The organism is Cupriavidus numazuensis, from assembly GCF_905397435.1.
In the GTDB taxonomy this organism is placed as follows: domain Bacteria; phylum Pseudomonadota; class Gammaproteobacteria; order Burkholderiales; family Burkholderiaceae; genus Cupriavidus; species Cupriavidus numazuensis.
Genome location: NZ_CAJPVI010000052.1, coordinates 1 through 20311, shown reverse-complemented (window position 1 = coordinate 20311; position 20311 = coordinate 1). Strand labels below are relative to the sequence as shown.

Annotated in this window: 19 protein-coding genes; 6 read left to right on the top strand and 13 right to left on the bottom strand. The window is 66.1% G+C overall.

What is annotated here, in order from left to right:
* Positions 1-54: 54 nt before the first annotated feature.
* The 4 genes from KHO41_RS31500 to KHO41_RS31485 all read right to left on the bottom strand — a co-directional run bounded on the left by KHO41_RS31500 (position 55) and on the right by KHO41_RS31485 (position 5774).
* Positions 55-2103 (bottom strand): YadA family autotransporter adhesin, encoded by a 2049-nt coding sequence (locus tag KHO41_RS31500; RefSeq protein WP_211957167.1) that lies wholly within the window; start codon positions 2101-2103, stop codon positions 55-57.
* A gap of 254 nt (positions 2104-2357) precedes the next feature.
* Complete coding sequence (gene bamE, locus KHO41_RS31495) at positions 2358-3182, bottom strand: outer membrane protein assembly factor BamE domain-containing protein (protein WP_211957166.1); 825 nt, start codon at positions 3180-3182, stop codon at positions 2358-2360.
* A gap of 223 nt (positions 3183-3405) precedes the next feature.
* A complete protein-coding gene (locus KHO41_RS31490; protein ID WP_211957165.1) occupies positions 3406-4596 on the bottom strand; it encodes a CaiB/BaiF CoA transferase family protein in 1191 nt (396 codons plus the stop codon).
* A 284-nt stretch (positions 4597-4880) separates the two neighbouring features.
* Complete coding sequence (locus KHO41_RS31485; RefSeq protein ID WP_211957164.1) at positions 4881-5774, bottom strand: LysR family transcriptional regulator; 894 nt, start codon at positions 5772-5774, stop codon at positions 4881-4883.
* Between the two features lie 208 nt (positions 5775-5982).
* On the opposite strand from KHO41_RS31485, the gene KHO41_RS31480 reads away from it, so the two are divergent.
* Positions 5983-6960: a tripartite tricarboxylate transporter substrate binding protein gene (locus tag KHO41_RS31480; protein WP_211957163.1), complete on the top strand. Its 978-nt coding sequence runs from the start codon at positions 5983-5985 to the stop codon at positions 6958-6960.
* Between the two features lie 39 nt (positions 6961-6999).
* On the top strand, positions 7000-7470 hold the full coding sequence (locus KHO41_RS31475; RefSeq protein ID WP_211957162.1) for a MaoC family dehydratase: 471 nt from the start codon (positions 7000-7002) through the stop codon (positions 7468-7470).
* Between the two features lie 13 nt (positions 7471-7483).
* On the opposite strand, the gene KHO41_RS31470 is transcribed toward KHO41_RS31475, so the two are convergent.
* The gene (locus KHO41_RS31470) at positions 7484-8515 is read right to left on the bottom strand and encodes an AraC family transcriptional regulator (RefSeq protein ID WP_211957161.1); all 1032 of its coding nucleotides are present in this window, start codon (positions 8513-8515) and stop codon (positions 7484-7486) included.
* 151 nt (positions 8516-8666) lie between these two features.
* Here KHO41_RS31470 and KHO41_RS31465 point away from each other — a divergent pair, with 151 nt between their 5' ends.
* From KHO41_RS31465 to KHO41_RS31450, 4 genes are all read left to right on the top strand, one after another.
* Positions 8667-9605, top strand: coding sequence for a BKACE family enzyme (locus tag KHO41_RS31465; protein ID WP_211957160.1), 939 nt, complete (start codon positions 8667-8669; stop codon positions 9603-9605).
* 76 nt (positions 9606-9681) lie between these two features.
* Positions 9682-11025 (top strand): MFS transporter, encoded by a 1344-nt coding sequence (locus KHO41_RS31460; RefSeq protein WP_376989545.1) that lies wholly within the window; start codon positions 9682-9684, stop codon positions 11023-11025.
* A gap of 65 nt (positions 11026-11090) precedes the next feature.
* Positions 11091-11831 carry a 3-oxoacyl-ACP reductase FabG gene (gene fabG / locus KHO41_RS31455; protein WP_211957159.1) on the top strand — a complete coding sequence of 247 codons (741 nt, stop codon included), beginning with the start codon at positions 11091-11093 and terminating at the stop codon, positions 11829-11831.
* Between the two features lie 16 nt (positions 11832-11847).
* Positions 11848-12639 carry an SDR family oxidoreductase gene (locus KHO41_RS31450; RefSeq protein WP_211957158.1) on the top strand — a complete coding sequence of 264 codons (792 nt, stop codon included), beginning with the start codon at positions 11848-11850 and terminating at the stop codon, positions 12637-12639.
* Positions 12640-12670: 31 nt separating this feature from the next.
* Here the strand turns inward: KHO41_RS31450 and KHO41_RS31445 are convergent, their stop codons facing one another.
* From KHO41_RS31445 to KHO41_RS31410, 8 genes are all read right to left on the bottom strand, one after another.
* The gene (locus tag KHO41_RS31445; protein ID WP_211957157.1) at positions 12671-13699 is read right to left on the bottom strand and encodes a LacI family DNA-binding transcriptional regulator; all 1029 of its coding nucleotides are present in this window, start codon (positions 13697-13699) and stop codon (positions 12671-12673) included.
* 125 nt (positions 13700-13824) lie between these two features.
* Entirely contained in the window at positions 13825-14817 is a 993-nt protein-coding gene (locus tag KHO41_RS31440; protein WP_211957156.1) for a tripartite tricarboxylate transporter substrate binding protein, read from the bottom strand.
* A gap of 25 nt (positions 14818-14842) precedes the next feature.
* Positions 14843-15943, bottom strand: coding sequence for a porin (locus tag KHO41_RS31435; RefSeq protein WP_211957155.1), 1101 nt, complete (start codon positions 15941-15943; stop codon positions 14843-14845).
* 110 nt (positions 15944-16053) lie between these two features.
* Positions 16054-16395, bottom strand: coding sequence for a cupin domain-containing protein (locus KHO41_RS31430; RefSeq protein ID WP_211957154.1), 342 nt, complete (start codon positions 16393-16395; stop codon positions 16054-16056).
* Positions 16392-17369, bottom strand: a complete 978-nt coding sequence (locus KHO41_RS31425; protein WP_211957153.1) for a quinone oxidoreductase family protein — start codon at positions 17367-17369, stop codon at positions 16392-16394. Before KHO41_RS31425 ends, KHO41_RS31430 begins: the two co-directional genes overlap by 4 nt.
* A 41-nt stretch (positions 17370-17410) precedes the next feature.
* A complete protein-coding gene (locus KHO41_RS31420) occupies positions 17411-18295 on the bottom strand; it encodes a BKACE family enzyme (RefSeq protein ID WP_211957152.1) in 885 nt (294 codons plus the stop codon).
* A 29-nt stretch (positions 18296-18324) separates the two neighbouring features.
* Entirely contained in the window at positions 18325-19074 is a 750-nt protein-coding gene (locus tag KHO41_RS31415) for an SDR family NAD(P)-dependent oxidoreductase (RefSeq protein WP_211957151.1), read from the bottom strand.
* A gap of 41 nt (positions 19075-19115) precedes the next feature.
* The gene (locus KHO41_RS31410) at positions 19116-20039 is read right to left on the bottom strand and encodes a dioxygenase family protein (RefSeq protein ID WP_211957150.1); all 924 of its coding nucleotides are present in this window, start codon (positions 20037-20039) and stop codon (positions 19116-19118) included.
* Between the last annotated feature and the right edge of the window lie 272 nt (positions 20040-20311).

The window sequence follows — 20311 nt, the reverse complement described above, 5'->3', positions numbered from 1 at the left end:
AGCTGCTCGCTCCCACGCCGGTGGGAGCGAGCAGCACTGCAGTGGTCCTGGCGCTCACCAGTGGAAGCCGGCCCCGATGGTGGCCCCGACGTTCCCGCGCGTATTGCTCGTCACGCCCCCCTTGAAGACCCACCTGCCGGAATCCGAGAGTGTCGACACGCCCAGCGCCAGCGCTGACTGCCCGCTGTAGGTGCTGCCCGCCAGCGCAACCATGCCCTTGCCCGGCAGCACCGACTGCGGCAGGCCCGCCAGGGCCATGGCCGACGCCGTGCCCGCATTGGCATCGCGCTGTACCCCGTCGATCCGGTTGTTCAGGTTGGTGATCGCCTGGGTGTTGCCGCCCACTTGCTGGTTGAGGTTGGCAATGTCCTGCGTGTTCTCGTTCACCTTCTGGTTGGTCGCGTACAGTTGCGAGCCGTTGATGGCGTCGGTGCTGTCGCCGCTGATCCGCCCGGCTGCCACGTTGGTCACGGTGCGCTCGTTGCCGGCCGAGCCTACGCTGACCGTGCTGGCAGGCGCGGCACCGGCGAACTGGTAGGTGGTGCCGCCCACCACGCCGCTGGCCGTCGCCACGGCCGCGGCCGTCACCGAGCCGGCGCCAAGCGCCACGCTATTGGCCTCCGATGCCACGGCATTGCGGCCGAGCGCCAGCGCGTTGTCGCCGCTGGCCTGCGCCGCATAGCCCACGGCCGTGGCGCCCTGGGCCTGCGCGTAGGCGTCGGCTTGCGCCAGGCCCATGTCGTTGGTGCGCACATAGCGAATGCCGCGACCGTTCTGCTCGGTGTACGTGTCCGACTGATCGCCCGCGAAGTTGTTGATTACCGCATTGGTCTCGTTCAGCTGCGACATGTTCACCGCATCGCTGTCATTGACGCCGCGCGCGACATTGGTGATGCGCGTGCCGCCTGTCTTCGTGACCGCGTTGTAGGTGTCGCCGCCCATCGTCACGCTGTTGTAGTTGATCGTGCCGTCGGCATTCGTGTCGTACTTCACCGAGCCCTGGTCCAGTACGGTGATGCTGGATTCCATCTGTTCAATGGCCTGGTTGGTTGCGTACAGTTGTGACCCGTTGATGGCGTCGGTGCTGGTGGCACTGATCTGCCCGGCCGCCACATTCTGGATCTGGCGCGGCGCTGTTTCAGAACCGACGCTCACCACATCGCCCGCTGCCGGGGATGCGCCGGCGAACGTGTACGTGACGCCGTTGATGGTGATGCCAGACACGGGCGTGGCCGCCGAGACGGTCGATCCGTTGCCCAGTACGACAGCGCCGTTCAGCCCGGCCGCCACCGTCACGTTGTTGCCCACCACGAACGCGTTGTCGGCGCCGATGTTGTTGTCGTTGCCCAGCGCGTAGCTGCCGGAGCCGGTGACGGTGTTCGGATCCCCGATTGCGCCGGACCTCGCGCCTGTCACGGTGCTGCCGGTGCCGATGCTGATGGAACGGTCGCCTAGCGCCGAGGCATTCCTGCCCAGCGCAATGGCGTCGGCACTGCTCGTATGGGCCCCGTTGCCGATGGCAACCGACGACGTGCCGCCTGCATTGGCCAGAGCCCCGAGCGCGATGCCGTTGTCGTCGGCTTGCGTGGCACCCAGGCCGATGGCAATGCCACCCCAGCCCGAGGCCGAGGCATAACCGCCGGCAAACGAGCCATAGCCAGAGGCATTGGCAAGCACGCCGACGGCATTCGAATAATCACCCGACGCGCTCGACAGGCCGCCCAGGGCCATCGAGCCATACCCCGGTGCGTACGAACGCGCGCCAAAAGCCAGACTCCATTTGCCTCCGGCCATGGAATCATTGCCGACCGCCGTCCCGACCGTACCAGCCGATGCATTGGGGCCGAACGCGACGGCACCGTTGCCCGTAGCGTAGGTATGGTCGCCGAACAAGGTCACGCCGGCGTACTCATTCGCGTTGGCATAGTTGCCGACGATCGTCGAGCCGACGGCGGGCACCGGCTTCCCCGCCGGATCCGTATCGGGGACGATCCAGAAATAGGTTGGCGTGGCGTCGCCTTTTGCGTTGTCGCCAATGACCAGGTCGGTGGAGCTGCCGGTTGCGTCGTTGCCAATGGGCGTGAAGGCGAAGGCGGTTCGCATTCCCAATCCGGCGGTGACCGCAAGCGCTGTGCAGGCAAGCATGCGGCAATTGGACCTGATGCTGCGGTATGTCTTCTTCATGATGAAATTCCTGTTTTCTTGCGTAAGCGATGGTGTGCGGAGGCCGACGCCTCATCGGAGGCCCCTGCGGAAATCCGGCACGAGTCCGCCCCTGCCGCACGCGCGGCATATCTCGAAAAGCTTCGTGAGTGGATGGGGTCAGCCGGGCGTGTTCACGCCGGCCTGGCGGCGTACTACTTCACGCCGGCGGAGCGGATCTCCACGCGCCGGTCAGGCGCCAGGCAGCGGATCAGCTGCGGACGCGGCATCGCGCCGCAATGGCTGACCGGGTCGGCCTTGCCCATGCCCTGTGACGTCACCACGCGCCTGTCGACGCCTTGTGCCACGAGCAACGACTTCACCGTGTCGGCGCGCTGCTGTGACAGCCGCATGTTGTAGGCATCGGAGCCAAGACGATCGGTGTACGCGTACACGTCCACATGCGTGAGCGCCTTCATGCCGGCCAGCTGCTGGCCGAGCGCCTCGATTCTGGCGCGACCGTCGGACAACATGTCCGAGGCAGTCGAGCCATTGAACGTGAACAGCGCGTCGGTGCCGAGCGTGGCGGTGGTCTCCACGATGGCGGGCATTGCGACCGGCGCTTCGGGACGTCGCAGGAATGCCGCGCACGATTCGGGCGCCCAGTAGTACGAGCGCGACACCATCGCCGTGTCGAACAGGACCTTCATCTGGCATTGCACGATGTCGTTCGGGGCCGGCTTGCCCGTGCGGAAGTTGAACAGGTAGTCCCACTCGCGCACATCGGCCATGCCTTCGTTGAAGTGTGGCCGGCCGATCAGCGCGTAGTGCTGGTCCTTGGTCATGCCCGGCCGCAGCAGCCGCAGGTTGTCGAGGTTCGGGAATGTGCCCTGTTCAGGCCAGGCGCTCGCCTTGTCGGGGAATACGACGTTGGCGGATGTGCCCTGGTCCGTGGGGTGGCTGGAGGTGGTGGAACATCCGGTAACGACAGTGGCCGTCAGGGCCACGGCAGCCGCCAGCGAAGCGATAGTCAATCTCATGGTGATGCCTCAGGTGGATCGAAGGACTTCGATCCGCGGCAAACACCTGCCCTCGGCCAGCCAGGCTGTCCGGGAGATTGGCTTCAGTCGTGAATATGTCGAGCGACGTGGAATGCTGCGGATCTACGAGTCGTAGACTAGGGTTCCGCAGCCACGGAAACTATAGAAGGACTTCGAATCCGCGCAGTTTTCTTGCGGCGGCTGCCAGCGCCGCCCTGTTTGCTCAGATCGCGTTTTCAGCGCGCATCACGTCGATCTGCGCAGGGCTGAGACCCAATGCGGCGAGAATCTCCGTCGAGTGTTCGCCAAGTGCCGGCACGCTGCCCATGCACGCCGGCGCGTGCGACAGCGTGGCCGGTGGCAGCAGGGCTTGCACGGCACCCGCAGGCGTGGCGACCTCGCGCCAGCGGTCCCGTGCGGTGAACTGCGGATGCGCCCACACCTCGTGCATATCGTTCAACGGCGCATTGGCGATGCCGCCGCGGTCCAGGCGGCCGATCAGTTCGTCGCGCGTCATGTGCGCGAGACGCTCGTTGATCTCCGCATCGAGCGCACCGCGGTTGGCCACGCGCTGCAGATTGGTCGCAAAACGGTCGTCGCTGGCGAGCGCCGCGTTGTCGAGCACCTCGCGGCAGAAGCACTGCCACTCGCGGTCGTTCTGCAGGCCGAAGATCACGCTGCCGCCATCGCCGGCGCGATACTGGCCATAGGGGGCAATGGCCGGATGGGCAAGGCCGGTGCGTGCCGGCGGCGTGCCGCCGTAGTGCGCGAAGTTCAGCGGGTAGGACATCCATTCGCTGAGCGCTTCAAGCATGGTGACCTCGACGCGCTGGCCCTTGCCGGTGCGCGCACGCGCGAGCAACGCGGACAGGATGCCCGAGTACGCATACATCCCCGCCGCAATATCGGCAATCGAGATGCCCGCGCGCGACGGCTCGGCGTCGGTGCCGGTCACGGAGATCAGCCCCGCGGCGGCCTGGATCAGCAGGTCGTAGGCCTTCTTGTCGCGGTAAGGGCCCTGGTCGCCATAGCCGGAGATGTCGCAGACGATCAGGCCGGGAAAGTCGGCATGCAGTGCATCGAAATCCAGCCCCATGCGTTGGGCCGCGCCCGGTGCGAGGTTCTGGATGAGGACATCGGCCTGTCCCAGCAACTGCCGCACGATCTCTGCCGCGCGCGGATGCTTGAGGTCCAGCGTCAGGCTTTCCTTGCCGCGGTTGGCCCACACGAAGAACGACGACATGCCGTGCACGGTCTGGTCATAGCCGCGCGCGAAGTCGCCGACACCGGGACGTTCGATCTTGATGACGCGCGCACCGAGATCGGCCAGCTGGCGGCTCGCAAACGGGGCGGCAACGGCGTGTTCGAGGGCCAGGACGGTGATGCCGTCGAGCGGCGCAGGGGTAGGGGGCATGGCAGGCTCCGGGAAATCGGGTCGGCCGAGTATAGGAACCGTGCCTGCTTTGGGGCCAGTCGAGATTTCCTAAGCGGGGTTTGAGGGTTTCTAACGGGTGCTGTGAGACGCCAGCAAGTGGGCCCGGTTTCTCCCCTCTCCCGCTTGCGGGAGAGGGGCTGGGGGAGAGGGCAGGCATCAGCAAGGGCGAGGCGCTTCACTTCGTGGACACTTCGGCCCTCTCCCCCGACCCCTCTCCCGCAGGCGGGAGAGGGGAGCGAACAGTCGGCGTTGGAATCAGCGATCTAGCTCACTTCCCCCGACTCCGCCACAAACCGTATAAACGCCCGCGCATACCCCGGCAGCTCTTCCTGGCTGCGCATCACGATCCGCTGCTCGCGCCGGGCCCATGGCTCATCGAGCACCACGCCTTCCACCAGCCCTTGCGCAATGGCCGGGTCCGCGACCGAGCGCGGTACCAGCGAAATGCCCGCACCTTCCTGCACGCAACGGATCACCGCCGGAAAGTTCGCCGCGTGCACGCGTACGCGCGGCTCCATGCCCGCACGAACGGCCATGTCCTTCAGGAACAGGAAATTGCTGCTGCGGCTGCCGATCGACACCAGGTCGTACTGCAGCGCTTGCGCCAGCGACACGCGTTCGCGCATGCCGAGCGGATGCCGTGGTGGCACCACAAACAGCAGTTCATCCTCGCCATAGCGGATGGATTCGAGCCCGCGCAGGTCGATGTCGCCGGCCACCAGCCCGATATCGGCGCGCTGCTCGAGCACTGCGCGCACGCTTTCCTCGCTCAGGTGCTCTTCGAGATCGACGTTGACGTTGGGATAGGCCGCGAGGAAGCGGCTGAGCGCGGCGGGCAGGCTGCTCATGGTGCTGCTGTTCGCATGCACGCGCAGATGACCTTCGATGCCGTCGGTGTGGCGCCGCATGTCGGCCTGCAACCGTTCGACGTTGTCGAGAATGGTGCGCGCGTGGCGCAGCATGGTTTCGCCGGCCGCGGTGAGCGCCATGCCCTTCTGCGTGCGCCGGAACAAGGGCACGCCGACGGCCTGCTCCAGGTTCTTCAGCCGGTAGCTGGCCGATGGCGCCGTCAGGTGCACATCGGATGCACCTGCGGTCAGGCTCTTGGCCTCCGCGATCGCCAGGAATACGCGCAGGTCTGTCAGTTCGAATCGCAAATCCGTCTCCGTCGGCGGTGGCTTGCAGCGGGCTTGCTGCCCGCAAAGCCTTGCCACACCGTGCTTTTAGAAATCTTCTAAGGAACCCCCAGTACCTTTCGACTGGCCTGTCCGATGCTCCCGATTCTATATTTTCCGCTCGCACCGCACGCCGATGCCTCTCTGCAGCGGCCGCGCGATCGCCAGATCACAAGACGGAGACATCGACATGGTTTTCCCTATTTCCCGCTTCGCTACTGCGCTTGGCGTCGGACTCGCGATGCTTGCCGCGAGCGCCGCCGCGCAATCGGACTATCCCGCACGGCCGATCCGGCTGGTCGTGCCGTACGCGGCCGGCGGCCCCACGGATACCTTTGCGCGCTCGCTCGCGGCAAGCTGGAGCCGGCAGCTCAAGGCGCAGGTGGTGGTGGAAAACCGCACCGGCGCCGGCACGATCGTCGGCACCGAGTATGCGTCCAAGGCCGCGCCGGACGGCTACACGCTGCTGCTGACCACCGTGGCCCATGCGGTCAACCCGAGCATTCACGCATCGCTGCCGTACCGGACGATCGAGGACTTCGCGCCCGTGGGCCTGGCGGCGCGCGCGCCGCTGGTGCTGGTGGTCAACAAGTCGGTCCCCGCGCAGACGCTCGGCGAATTCATTGCCTACCTGAAGGCGCACCCTGGCAAGGTCAACTACAGCTCGGCCGGCGTCGGCAGTGCGCCGCACCTTGGCGCGGAGCTGCTGAACTACAAGGCGGGCACCAAGGCCATCCACGTGCCGTATCGCGGCAGCGCGCCAGCCATGGCGGACCTGATCGGCGGCCACGTGGAGTTCATGATGGACAGCGCGCCTACGGGTCTTGCGCAGGTTCGCGCGGGGACGGTGCGGCTGCTTGCGACATCGATGTCAAAGCGGCTGCCGCAGACGCCGGACACGCCCGCCATTGCCGAAGCCGTGCCGGGCTACGAGGCCTATACCTGGAACGCCGTGTTCGCGCCGGCAAAGACGCCGCCGGAGATCATCCGCAAGCTGTCCGACACACTGGGCCAGACCCTGCATGAGCCGGCGTTGCAGGCCAAGGCCAATGAACTGGGGCTGCTCCTCGAACCAAAGCCGACGCCGGATGCGCTGACGCAGTTCCTGCGCGCGGAAATCGCGAAATGGACACCGGTCGCTGCCGCGGCCAACATGAAGGCGGACTGAGACCGCAACGACAACACGAACACCCAGGAGCGATCAACGATGAACAAATACCAGCTTTGCCCGCAGCGCTACTTCGAGGACTTCGAACTTGGCGAGCGCATGAACCTGCCGTCGCGCACCATGACCGACGCGCTGTTTGCCGCGTTCCAGTTGGCCAGCGGCGACAACCATCCCGTGCACTATGACGTCGAGTATTGCCGCGCACACGGCATGCCGCACATGCTCGCGCATGGCTATCAGGTGCTGATCCAGACGGCCGCCGGCGCGGGGCTGTTCCCGCATATGGTCGAGGAGTCGCTGAAGGCCTTCATCGAACAGGGCAGCCGCTTCCTGGCGCCGGTCTACGTCGGCGATACCCTCTACAGCAGCTTGACCGTGAGCGAGCTGATTCCCGGCCGCACCACGGGCGTACTGGTGATGCGTACCGAGGTGCGCAACCAGAACGATGTGTGCGTGATGGAGGGGTGGCAGAAGTATTTGCTGCGCAAGCGTACGCCTGCGCAGGGCTGATCTGCCCCGGGGGTCACCGTTCGCCGCGTGATACCCCGCCCTCATTCCCGTTCCACCGCTTCAGCGCCCGCCGGAAATTCGCGCCGTCGCTGAAGCCGAGCAGCAACGCGATGTCATCCGTGCTCATCCGCGTGGTCTTGAGATATTCGTTTGCGAGGCTGAAGCGCACGTCGTCGAGGATCGCGCCGAACGACGTGCCCTCGGCCCCGAGGTGCCGGCGCAGCGTGCGGCTCGTCATGCCGAGCGCTTCGCCAACCGCTTCCATGCCCGGAAACACGCCGGGCTCGCGCATGAGAATCTGGTAGACCTCGCCCGACACGCCGACCGACATCTTCGCCTGCCCAACGAGGCGATCACAGGTTTCCTGGATCAGCGCGGCGGAATGCCGGTGCGCCAGTTGCGGCTTCTGGCCGAGGATCGCGCTGTCGTAGATCAGCTCATACTGCTCCTGGCCGAATTCGCACGGGCAACCGAGGTATTGCGCATAGAGATCGGCGTGCGCAGGCGCCGGGTAGGGAAAGCGCGCGAGCATCGGCGGGCAGCTATGGCCTGCCACATCCTGCAGGTGCGTGACGTGCTGGGCGAACTGCTGCTCCATCAGGAACTGGCGCAGCTCGGCGGACGGCATCGCAACGAAGGCGTCCGGAAAGGTCCAGACCGCCTTGTCGGGATACTCGGTCCACGCGATGGTCAGCGTCGGCGTGGCCAGGCGATGGTACTTCACGCCCAGCCGGAAGTAATCGCGCAATGACAGGCATGACATCAGCGCGTAGCCGTACATGCCATACGCGGCAAGGTGCAGCCGCGAGCCCACTTCGAACGGCGTGGCGGGATGGCAGGACAGCGTCAGCGCATTCTTGCAGACCGCCGTGTACTGGCGCACGGACGTCATCAGCGACGTGTCGCCGAGCGCGTCGGGGTCGATGCCCGTGCCCTTGAGGCTGTCGGCCGGCGCAATGCCTTGTTCGGCCAGTACCTCGACCAGTGCCGCGATCTTGTAGGGCGCATAGATGCGCTCGTTATGCAGGGGAAGTCTCGTTGCCACAGCGCCTCCGAAGGACTCGCCTCAGATTGTCCCATTAGGACATGATGGTGTCCGGAAATGACCTTACCTGGCGGATGCTATCGAACTATCATCGATCCGACAAGACGCCGGCGCATTGCGTGACCGGCCATGACCGAGACGATCCCATCCCATGAGCAACGCCAGCCGCAAAGTCATCATTTCCTGCGCCGTGACAGGTTCCGCACACGTGCCGTCGATGTCGGAATACCTGCCCCTGTCTCCCGCGGACATCGCGGCCCAGGCCATCGAGGCCGCCGAGGCCGGCGCCGCGATTCTGCACCTGCATGCGCGCGACCCGCGCGACGGCCGGCCCACGCCAAGTCCCGAGGTGTACCGCGAATTCGTGCCGACGATCGCGCGCGCTACGAATGCCGTCATCAACATCACGACCGGCGGCAGCACGCGCATGACGCTGCAGGAGCGCCTGGCCTACCCGCGTGCCGCACGGCCCGAGATGTGTTCGCTGAACATGGGCTCGATGAATTTTTCGCTGCATCCGCTGGCCGGTCGTATCGACGAGTGGCGCTTCGACTGGGAGAAGCCCTACCTCGAGTCGATGGAGGACATGATCTTCCGCAACACCTTCAAGGACATCCGGGAGATCCTCACCGAGTTCCAGGCGCACGGCACGCGGTTCGAGTTCGAGTGCTACGACGTTGGCCATCTCTACAACCTGGCGCATTTCGCCGACCTGGGGCTGGTCAAGGGGCCGTTCTTCATCCAGTCCGTGCTCGGCATCCTGGGCGGCCTCGGTCCGGACCCCGAGAACCTGGTGACCATGCGCGCGACGGCCGACCGGCTGTTCGGGCGCGAGAACTATCACTTCTCGGTCCTCGGTGCAGGGCGTCACCAGATGCCGCTGGTCACCATGGGCGCGATCCTCGGCGGCAATGTGCGCGTGGGGCTGGAAGACAGCGTGTACCTGTCGCGCGGCGTGAAGGCGCGGACCAATGCGGAGCAGGTACGCAAGGTCCGCCGCATCCTCGAAGAACTCTCGTTTGAGATCGCCACCCCCGATGAAGCCCGCGACATGCTGGGCCTGAAAGGCCCTTCCGGCGTGAATTTCTAGCCTTTCCCGCGCTTCGGCGCCCCGGTCGCGCAGCGTTCGCACCGGCAACTGACAAAGCAGCATCCAACATGGAGACATCACCGTGACGACGTTCCACGATTCCGATAGTGACGCAGTACATGGCCTTGCCACGCGCAAGGCCATGCTGAAGCTGATCCCGCTTATGTGCGCGATCTACTTCATGTCTTATCTCGACCGCACCAACGTGGCGCTGGCCAAGGCGCAGCTTGCGGCGGACCTCGGCATCAGCGCGGCAATGTATGGGCTCGGTGCCGGCATCTTCTTTATCGGCTATGCCTTGCTCGAGGTGCCCAGCAACCTGATCGCCCACCGCGTGGGTCCGCGCCGCTGGATTGCGCGCATCGCGGTGACATGGGGCGCGTTGTCGGCGTCAATGATGTTCGTGCAGGGCGAATGGTCGTTCTATACGCTGCGCGTGCTGCTCGGCATTGCCGAGGCGGGCCTGTTCCCGGCGCTGATGTATATGGTCACGCTGTGGTTCGCGCCCAAGGACCGCGCGGTGGCGATCGGCTGGATCTACACCGCGCCGGCCATCGCGCTGGTCATCGGCAATCCGCTCGGCGGCGCGCTGATGCAGCTCAACGGCGCGGGCGGACTGCATGGCTGGCAATGGATGTTCCTGCTGGAAGGCCTGCCGAGCGTGTTCGTTGGCATCCTGCTCTACTTCAAGCTGCCCGAGCGGCCTTCCGATGCGCGCTGGCTGTCGCGCGCCGAGGCCAAGGCGCTGGAAAGCCGGGCGGTCATCGAGGACCACGCGGGGCTTACGTCCGCGCACTGGGTCGCCGCGCTCAAGCGTCCGTCCACCGTGCTGATCGGCCTGATCTATTTCCTGAACCAGGTGGCGTTCGTCGGACTCGTGTTCTTCACGCCCGCCATGATCCAGCAGATGCACATCACGTCGCCGCTGGTGATCGGGCTGCTTGCAAGCTGCGTCGGCGTCGGCTTCCTGCTCGGCGTGCTGGTGCTGCCGCGCATTCATCGCCGCGTGAAGGCTGACTGCGCGTACCTCGGCGTGCTGACGGCGGGACCGGCCGTATGTGCCGGGGCGGTCCTGGCTACGTCCGATCCCACGCTGCAGATCGTGCTGTTCGCGGCGACCGCGTTCTTCGGCGGCGGTGTGCTGCCCTCGTACTGGGCCATCGCCATGAAGCGCCTGCAGGGCATCCACGCCGCGGCGGGGCTCGCATTCATCAACACCATCGGCCTGATGGGCGGCTTTATCGGTCCCTACCTGTTCGGCATGGCCGAGACGACGACGGGCAAGAGCGCGTCGGGATTCATCGTGGTCTTCGGTGCCGCCGTGCTGGGCCTGCTGCTGGTGCCGCTGCTGGCGCGCGCCATCCGCACCGAGACGCAGCAGCCTGCCGAGGCGGCGGGCGCATTGGCCCAGGGCGCATGAGGGCACCGGCGCCTGGCCTGGCCCGGCGCCGGTGAGATCGGCTTTTACAAGAAGGATGATGGTTCATGAGACTACGCAGCAAGGTGGCAATCGTGACGGGAGCGGGCCAGGGCATCGGCGCGGCGACGGCACTCAAGTTCGCGTGTGAAGGCGCGACGGTGGTGGCGTGCGACCTCAATCGCGATGCCGTATCGGCTGTCGTCGACGCGTGCCGGCAGGCCGGTGCCGATGCCGAGGGCTTCTGCATCGACGTGGCAAACCGTGAAGCGGTCGATGATCTGGTCGAAAAGGTCTGCACGCGCTGGGGCCGCGTTGACGTGCTGGTCAACAATGCCGGCATCACGCGTGATGCGCGCCTGCAGAAGATGACGGTGAAGCAGTTCGACGATGTGATCGACGTGAACCTGCGCGGCGTCTTCCATGCTACGCAGGCGGTGGCGGCGCGGATGCTGGAGCAGGGGAACGGCGTGATCCTGAACGCCAGTTCGGTCGTCGGAATCTATGGCAACTACGGCCAGACCAACTATGCTGCGGCCAAGTTCGGCGTGATCGGCTTCACCAAGACCTGGAGCCGCGAACTGGGCCCGAAGGGCATCCGCGTCAACGCGGTGGCACCGGGCTTTGTCGACACGCCGATCCTGTCGACCGTGCCGGATGACGTACTGGACAAGATGCGCGAACAGGTGCCGCTGCGCCGGCTCGGCCAGCCCGAGGAAATCGCCAACGTCTACGCGTTCCTGGCCAGCGACGAGGCCAGCTATATCAATGGCGCGGTCATCGAAGCCTCTGGCGGCATGACGCTCTGAACGGAAAGGACCCAAGATGAATACCCTGGATCTATTGAAGCCAAGACCCGGCCTGCGCGTACTGGTATCGGGCGGAGCCGCCGGCATTGGCGCGACGATTGCGGAGGCATTCCTGCAGGCCGACGCGTCGGTCTATGTCTGCGACATCGACCCGGCCGCGGTTGCCCAGGCGAATGGCCGGCATCCGCGTCTGCATGCGGGTGTGGCTGACGTGTCTGTTCGCGAACAGGTGGACCGCGTGATCGACGAGGCCCGCGATGCGCTGGGCGGCCTCGACATCCTGATCAACAACGCGGGCATTGCCGGACCGACCGGTCCCGTCGACGAGATCAGCCCCGAACAGTGGGAACAGACCGTCTCCACGAATCTGAACAGCCAGTATTACTTTCTGCGCAAGGCAGTGCCGCTGCTCAGGCAGACCTCGGACAGCCCCGCGATCATCGCCATGTCGTCGGTGGCGGGGCGCCTTGGCTACCCGTTCCGCACGCCGTATGCGGCGACGAAGTGGGCCATCGTCGGGCTCGTGAAGTCGCTCGCGATCGAGCTCGGCCCGTCCAATGTGCGTGTGAACGCGATCCTGCCGGGCGTGGTGCAGGGCGAGCGCATGGACCGCGTGATCGCCGCGCGCGCACAGGCACTCGGCATCAGCTTCGACGCGATGAAAGAGGAATACCTGCGCAAGATCTCGCTGCGGCGCATGGTCACCATGGACGATGTGGCTGCCATGGCGCTGTTCCTGGCGTCGCCGGCTGGCGCCAATATCTCGGGCCAGGCCATCAGCGTGGACGGCAACCTCGAGTATCTGTAAGAGGCGGCACCGGACGCCGCCCCCGGCGGTATCAGGCCGCCGGCGCCGCTGTCGATCCGCGCACGATCAGCTCCGGTTTCAGCTCGACCGTGACGGCATCGGCGTCGGGCTCGCTGATCTTCCTGAGCAGCAGCCGGGCGGCTTCTTCGCCCATCTCGTGCACGGCAATGCGCACCGTGGTCAGCGGCGGTGTCAGCGCATCGACGAACGGCATGTCGTTGTGGCCGATCACCGAGATGTCCTCGGGGCAGCGCAGGCCGCTTGCGCGCAGGCAGTCATAGCAGCCCATGGCGATCAGGTCGTTGCCGGCGGCGATGGCTGTCATGCCGGGAAACTCGGCCAGCAGCTTCTCACACGCTTCTCGGCCCGCTTCGCGCGAATAGCTCGGGGCTTCGATGACCTGCCATTGCTCGCGCCGCAGGCGATGGTGCCGCACGGCGCGCAGGAAGCCCTCGCGGCGCAGGAAGCCGGTCGACAACGTGGCGGGTCCCGCGATATGGCCGATGCGGCGGTGGCCGAGCCCGACCAGATGGTCCACGGTCAGGCGCATGGCGAGCAGGCTGTCGCTGACGACGCACGACGCGCGGCCAGTGTCTTCGCCGCGGTTCACCATGACCACCGGAATGCGCTGGGCCAGGCAATAGTCGAGGATGGGGTCGTCGCGCTCGGCCGTGGCGAGCAGCAAGCCTTCGACCTGGCGTCCGACCATCTGGTCGATCACGAAGCGCTGGCGTTCCTTGTCGGTGCCGGCATTGACCACGATCGGCACATAGCCTTGCTGGCACAGCACCGATTCAATGCCGGCCAGGATCGGCGGGAACACCGGGTTCGCGATATCGGGCAGCACCACGCCGACCAGGCCCGAGCGCTGCGTGCGCAGCCCCGCCGCAATGCGGTTCGGGCGGAAGCCGCGTTCGTCGGCCAGGGCGAGTACGCGCGCCGCCACGTCGTCCGCCACGAGATGCCGCGTTGCCGGGTTCATCACGCGCGACACGGTCGAGTAATGCACATTGATCTCGGCGGCGAGGTCTTTGAGGGTCAGGCGTTTGCGCTCGGACATGTCGGCGGGAAGCGGTGCGGCGGCGCCGTGGGCGCTGGGCGCTGATCGGAATCGGGAATACGCCATTCTAAGGCACGGGGCCCGGGCGGCCGCCACCCGGGCCCCGTGCGCCGCTGTCCGCGCCGTTACTGGCCGCCCTGAACGCCCGACTGCTTCACCACCGGCGCCAGCTTGGCGATTTCCGCCTTGATGTAGCTGGAGAACTCCTGCGGCGTGGACGTCCGGGGCTCGGCGCCCTGTACCGCGAGCTTCTCCCTGACATCGGGCGAGGCCAGCGCCTTGCCGATCTCGGCATTGAGCGTATTGACGATCTCCTTCGGCGTGCCGGCCGGCGCCAGGATGCCGAACCACGAATCGAACGCATAGCCGGGCAGACCCGATTCCGCCACGGTCGGGATGTCGGGCAGCGAGCCGGCGCGCTTCGCCGTGGTCACGGCCAGCGCCTTGAGCTTGCCCTGCCGCACGAACGGCATGGCCGAGACGGTCGGCGCGAACATCATGTCGCCGCGGCCGGCCATGACATCGGTCAGCGCTTCGCCGGTGCCCTTGTACGGAATATGGACGACATCGACGCCGGCCTGCATCTTGAACATCTCGCCGCTCAGGTGCGTGGAGCTGCCCGAGCCGGCCGAGTCGAAATTCATCGCGCCCGGGTTTGCCTTGGCTGCGGCGACGATGTCGCGCACGGAGTTGTACTTGCTCGCTGAATTCACCACGAGCACGTTCGGCACGCTCGCCACCAGCGACACGGGCGCAAAGTCCTTGACCGTGTCATAGGCGAGCTTCGGGTACAGCGTGGCGTTGATGGCATGGCCCACCGACACCAGGATCAGCGTGTAGCCGTCGGGCGCGGCCTTGGCCACGCCGGTGGCACCCAGCGTGCCGCCGGCGCCCGGCCGGTTGTCGACGATGACCTGGTAGCCGGCGTTCTGGCCCATCTTGGTGCCGACAATGCGGGCCAGGATATCGGTCGCGCTGCCTGCAGAGAACGGCACCACGAGACGGATCGGCTTGGCCGGGTATTGCGGTTGCGCCATGACGGGCGGAACCGCGGCCAGCACAGCAAGTGCGGCAGCGGACAGGGTGAACAGAGTCTTGCGACGAAGGGGGCGGTACATCGTTTGTCTCCTCACAACCACGGATTCAGAAGAAGTGGCGCATGCCGAGCGCAAAGGTCTGCGGGTCGGCGCCGGCGCTCACGCCAAGTTCGTTGATGGCGAAGTCGTAGATCGCGTTTTTCTTGTTATCGATGCGGCTGTAGTACGCGAACAGCGTCGTGCGCTTGGACAGCGGATAGTCATAGCCGATGGTCACCTGCGTGGCGCCGGTATCTGCGCCGCTGCGGAAGAAGCCGACGGTCTCGGTCGCGCTGCCGGCGCCGTTGCTGGCCAGCGCAAAGCCCAGCTTCACGCTGCCCGGCCCAAGCTTCTGCACGAGCGATGCGTAGTACCCGTTGCGCGTGAGATCGCCGGTCGCGGTGCGGTAATGCAGGCGCTCGTACAGCAGGGCGACCGTGGTGGTCGGGAACCGGTACGACACGCCGGCCTTCATGGCGTCGTCGTTGCGGCCCTGGACCTGGTAGTTCTGGTGGATTTCATAGGCCAGCGCCACGTTGAGCGGGCCGTTGTCGTACGCGGCGGAGAACGAGTACAGGCCCGGGTTGCGCGGCACCGTCAGCTTTTCCTCGTTGATGCCCCAAGCCGCCGAGCCGCTGAAGCCCGCAAACGATGGCGTCTGGTAGACGATGATGTTCTTCTGCCGGCGGTCGAACGAGCTGGTGTCCTGCACGTTGTCGGAGCTGGACGTCGACCCGTTGCCGATCAGCGCCATATAGCCCGCGGTGGTCGGGTAGTACGGGTCATAGCCCATCGTCGACACGGTGTACGGTGTCTGCCAGTGGCCCATGAAGAAGGTACCGGCCTTGCCCTGCAGCCCGATGCGGTCATTGCGCCCGGCGATCTGGCCCTGCCCGGTATCGAGCGAGAAGTTGCTCTCGATCTGCCAGATGGCCTTGAGCGATCCGCCAAGGTCCTCTTCGCCGCGCAGGCCGAACACCGAGCGGTTGTTGGTCAGCCGGCCGGTGCCGCCAAGATGCGTGCCGTCCGTTGCCGTGCTGGCGCTGGAATACTCCAGCGCTGTATTGATGCGGCCGTAGACCGTGACCGACGACTGTGCCGCGGCCTCGCCGGCAAGACAGCATGCGGCCAGGGTCAGGGCCGCGCTTCGTATGGGAACGCGTTTCATGGGTAGTCTCCCGCTTCTGTGATGTTTTTTGTCGAAGTGGCGCCCGCGCCGATGCGCGGGCACGGCGCCATGCCGGGGCGCCGGATACTGCTTGCTGCTACGGCTGCCGGTCAGGCCTTCGGATAAGGCATGGCCAGCAGCAGCATGGCCGGGCGGTTGCCCGGGTTCGACACCTGCCGCGCTTCGCCCGGTGCCAGCCGCACCGAATCGAACTGCTGCAGCGTCACGGCTTCGTCGGGCGTGCGGATGCAGACCTCGCCTTCGAGCACGACATAGTGCTTCTCGACGCCGGACGCATCCATGCTGGTATGCCCACCGGGCAGCAGCACCGACACCCCCATCCACAGCGACTCGGACGGCCCGGCCTCATGGCCCTGCAGGCGCAGGCAGTGCATGCCGTCGTGGTTCGGCGGAAAGTACGCCGGCGCCTGGGCGAAGCGGGTCGTGTTCATGGCTTGAGCACCACGCGTTCGGTCGCGCCCTGCAGCACGGCGCGATAGGCCTCGGCGGCGTCGGCCAGCGCATACGTGTACTCGGGCAGCACCGGGAACGGCTTCAGCGCGCCAGAGGCGAACATCGGCGCGAGCTGGTCCAGGATGTTCGCGCCCGCGCTGCTGTCCAGCGCCAGCGTGTCGACGCCCACGTAGGTGTGCTGGCCGCGGTAGAACGTGAAGATGTCGAACGGCACCGGGCGCTCGATGGTCGAGATGAAGATCTGCGCGGCGCCGATCGCCATGGCCTGGTTGGCCTGCTCGAAGTACGGGCTGCCCACGGTGTTGTAGACGATGTCGGCGCCATGGCCGTCGGTCTCGTCGCGCACCACGGCGGAAATCGATTCGCGGCTCGCGTCGATCATGCGCACCGGTGCGTTCGCGTGGCCACGGTAGGGCTCGGCGGTGCGCTCCACGGCGAACACGCGCGCGCCCAGCGCGGTGGCGATCTGGATGGTGGCCTGGCCAACCTTGCCGTTGCCGCCGCACACCAGCACGACGCTGCCCGGCTTCGGCATGCCTGCGCGGCGCAGGCCTTCATAGGCGGTGATGAACGGCACGCCGACCGCGCCGGCTTCGAGCAGCGACAGCGTGGCCGGCTTTTCGCGCACCGACTGCGCATTGACGCGCAGGTACTTGCCATGCGTGCCGTCACGGCGGATGCCGAGTTCGCCGCCGCTGCCCCATACCTTCAGGCCGATCAGGCCAGTCGGGCCGTCGACCACGACGCCCGCATAGTCGCGGCCCGGCGTGCGCGGCCAGACTGCATGCGGCATCAGGCCGAGCGTGGCCTTGACGTCGCTGGGGTTGACCCCGGCGCTGGCCACTTCGATCACGCACTGGCCATCAGTGGCGTCGGGGCGCGGCGCGCCCACCAGTTCCAGTTTCAGGGTGTCGATGCCCGCGGCTTTCTCGCTGACGCGAATCGTGTTCATGGTGTCTTCCTCGTTCAGTGTCTGATGTTGTGAATGTGTGTTCAGGCTTCGCGCAGGCCAAGTGCGCGGCGCGCTTCGTGCGGCGAGGCGATCTCGCCGCCGAGCGAACGCACGATGTCGCTCGCCTTGGCGACCAGGGCGGCATTGCTCGGCGCCAGCACGCCTTTTTCCAGGTAGATGTTGTCTTCCAGGCCGACGCGCACATGCCCGCCCGCGAGCCATGCCTGCGCGACGATCGGGAACTCCGCGCGGCCGATGCCGAACGCCGACCAGTGCGCGCCGGGCGGCAGCATGCTGCGCGCGTAGAAGATGGTTTCCGGCGTCGGCGCGAAGCCGTACTTCACGCCCAGCACAAAGGTCCAGAGGCCGGGGCCATCGAGCACGCCTTCGCGGATGAAATCGAGCGCCATGTTGAGGTCGCCCGAATCGAAGATCTCGAGCTCCGGCATGACGCCGGCCGCACGGATCACGCCGGCCATCTTGCGCACATTGGCGGGCGTGTTGATGACCACGTCGCCGCCCGAGTTCATGGTGTTCAGGTCGAGCGAACACACGTCGGGGCGCAGCGCCGCAATGTGCTCCACGCGCTTGGACGGATGCAGCAGCGTGGTGCCCGGCGCGGCCACGCGCGGTTCGTCTTCGCTCGGCACGAAGCGGCCGCCGGGACCGGTGGTCAGGTTGATGATCAGCGCGCGGTTGCGCTTGCGGATGCGGTCGATGACATCGGCGTAGTAGTCGAGCGACATCGATGGGCGGCCGGTCTCGGGATCGCGCACGTGGATATGCGCGGCAGCGGCGCCGGCTTCGGCGGCTTCGAGCGCGGCATTGGCGATCTGCTCGGGCGTGACTGGCAGGTTCGGGTACTGCTCGGGCGTGACGATATTGCCGGTCACCGCGCAGGTGATGATGGTCTTGCGTGCGTGCATGGTTGTGTTGGCGTAAGTATGGAAATCGATCAGCCGAGCTGGCGTCCGCCATCGACGACGATGGTGGTGCCGGTGGCAAAGCGCAGTGACGTCGCGCAGGCGACGATGGCGTCGGCCACGTCCTGCGCCTGGCCGATGCGGCGCAGCGGCGTGGTCTTGGCCGCGCGTTCGTTGAAGGTGTCGTCGCGGCCGGGCACGAAGCCGGTATCGACCACGCCTGGCGACACGTTCAGCACGCGAATGGCCGGCGCCAGCGCGCGGCCCAGCGACACGGCCATGACATCGAGCCCGGCCTTGGCCGCACAGTACGCCACGTTGCTGCCCTGGCCCGTGCGCCCTGCGATGGAGCCGACGTTGACCACGAGGCCGTCGCCATTAGCGCGCAAGTGCGGTGCAAACGCGCGGATCGCCGCGAACTGGCCGCGCCAGTTAATCGCGAACAGCTCGTCGATCAGCGCATCGTTGAGCGCATCGAGATCGGCATGCGGAATGGCCTGCGTGAAGCCAGCGGTATTGACCAGGATGTCGACGCGACCGTAGTGGTGGCTGACCTCGTCGGCCAGGTCGTTCAGCGACGCGGTGTCGCCGATCTCGGCCGCGGCGCCCATATGGTTGCCGGCCGGCAGCGATGCCGCTGCACTGGCCGCACTGTCGCGGTTGCGTCCGGTCAGGACAACGCTGGCGCCAAGCTGTGCCAGCGCATAACCGGTGGCCAAACCGATGCCGCCGGTACCGCCGAGGATCACGGCGACCTTGCCGGAGAGAGATGAGAGGCTCATGGTGTCAGTTGTGCTGCGTGGAAATTTGAAAAGCAGGGCCGTCAGTCGATCGGCGGCTTCGGGAAAGTCTGTTCGCCGGGTTCGAGCGTGAAGTCGAAGTCCATCGTGTAGAACGGGGCAGGGAGGTCGCCCCACGGGCTGCGGCCATGGTTGACGAGTTCGAGCTGCCCGACGAGCTGGCGATGGACGCCGAATGTCACGTCGGATTCGAGGGCCTGCGGTTCATCGACGAATACCTGTGTCACGAGCGTGCGGTAGCCCGGTGTGGCGACGATGAAGTGGATATGTGCGGGGCGGTACGGATGGCGTTGCTGTGCGTCGAGCAGCGTGCCGATCGGGCCATTGGTCGGCACCGGGTAGCCGGCGGGGCGCACCGTGCGGAAGTGGTAGGCGCCTTCTGCATCGGTCTGGAAACAGCCGCGGAGGTTGCGGTCGGGCTGGCGCGGGTCCTGGTTGTCGTACAGGCCGACGGGCGATGCCTGCCAGATTTCCACAAGGGCGTTGGACAACGGCGTACCGTCCGTCGCGCGCACGGTGCCGCGCACGAACAATGGCAGGCCGGGTGCGTCGTCCTGTACCACGCAGTCGCCGCAGTCGTAACGGGGGGCGTTGGCACGGTAGAACGGGCCCAGCAGCGCGCCAGGGGTGCGGCCGTCCTTCGTGCTGTTGTTCATTACGGTGACCAGCGTGGAAAGGCCCAGCACGTCGGCGGCGAGTACTACTTCGTTGTTGGTGGCATGGGTGGCGTGGCCCAGCGCGGCGATGAACTCCAGCGCTTTTTCGAATTCCTCGTCCGTTGGACGGACCTCACGGAGGAAGTCGTGCAGGTGCTGGACAAGCAGGCCCATGACGAAGCGCAGGCGCGGGCTGGTGGTTTGAGCCATGGCGGCCTGGACGATCTGGGTGACGGAGTGTTCGTCTTCGATCAGGAGTAGGTCGTTGTCTTTGTGTTGGGTGGTCTGCATTGTTGGTCTCCTTTGCAAACGTTTGCAGCAAACGTTTGCAATTATGATTGGTATGGGGAAATGGTCAAGGATTTTTTTGTTTTGGGGCTGAGTTGGGGGGTGTCGTTCTTGGCTGGCGGCGCTGTTTCGCCGGCGTAGCCGGCGAGTCACTTTTTGTCCGAGCGGCGTGTGTCAAGGTAGTTGTCGCGTCCGCCGCTATGCTGCTTTCCTGTACTCCGTGGTTTGCGGCTCGGCCCGTTCGGGGTTCAGGTAGACCACGGCATCCAGATTCC

Bases quoted from the DNA above. Each gene is read 5' to 3' on its own strand.
- KHO41_RS31480 (WP_211957163.1), top strand. From the start codon at position 5,983: ATGGTTTTCCCTATTTCCCGCTTCGCTACTGCGCTTGGCGTCGGACTC.
- KHO41_RS31440 (WP_211957156.1), bottom strand. From the start codon at position 14,817: ATGTACCGCCCCCTTCGTCGCAAGACTCTGTTCACCCTGTCCGCTGCC.
- KHO41_RS31445 (WP_211957157.1), bottom strand. From the start codon at position 13,699: ATGTCCGAGCGCAAACGCCTGACCCTCAAAGACCTCGCCGCCGAGATC.
- bamE (WP_211957166.1), bottom strand. From the start codon at position 3,182: ATGAGATTGACTATCGCTTCGCTGGCGGCTGCCGTGGCCCTGACGGCC.
- KHO41_RS31415 (WP_211957151.1), bottom strand. From the start codon at position 19,074: ATGAGCCTCTCATCTCTCTCCGGCAAGGTCGCCGTGATCCTCGGCGGT.
- KHO41_RS31465 (WP_211957160.1), top strand. From the start codon at position 8,667: ATGAGCAACGCCAGCCGCAAAGTCATCATTTCCTGCGCCGTGACAGGT.
- KHO41_RS31500 (WP_211957167.1), bottom strand. From the start codon at position 2,103: ATGCGAACCGCCTTCGCCTTCACGCCCATTGGCAACGACGCAACCGGC.
- KHO41_RS31425 (WP_211957153.1), bottom strand. From the start codon at position 17,369: ATGAACACGATTCGCGTCAGCGAGAAAGCCGCGGGCATCGACACCCTG.
- KHO41_RS31490 (WP_211957165.1), bottom strand. From the start codon at position 4,596: ATGCCCCCTACCCCTGCGCCGCTCGACGGCATCACCGTCCTGGCCCTC.
- KHO41_RS31475 (WP_211957162.1), top strand. From the start codon at position 7,000: ATGAACAAATACCAGCTTTGCCCGCAGCGCTACTTCGAGGACTTCGAA.
- KHO41_RS31450 (WP_211957158.1), top strand. From the start codon at position 11,848: ATGAATACCCTGGATCTATTGAAGCCAAGACCCGGCCTGCGCGTACTG.
- KHO41_RS31430 (WP_211957154.1), bottom strand. From the start codon at position 16,395: ATGAACACGACCCGCTTCGCCCAGGCGCCGGCGTACTTTCCGCCGAAC.
- KHO41_RS31420 (WP_211957152.1), bottom strand. From the start codon at position 18,295: ATGCACGCACGCAAGACCATCATCACCTGCGCGGTGACCGGCAATATC.
- fabG (WP_211957159.1), top strand. From the start codon at position 11,091: ATGAGACTACGCAGCAAGGTGGCAATCGTGACGGGAGCGGGCCAGGGC.
- KHO41_RS31435 (WP_211957155.1), bottom strand. From the start codon at position 15,943: ATGAAACGCGTTCCCATACGAAGCGCGGCCCTGACCCTGGCCGCATGC.
- KHO41_RS31410 (WP_211957150.1), bottom strand. From the start codon at position 20,039: ATGCAGACCACCCAACACAAAGACAACGACCTACTCCTGATCGAAGAC.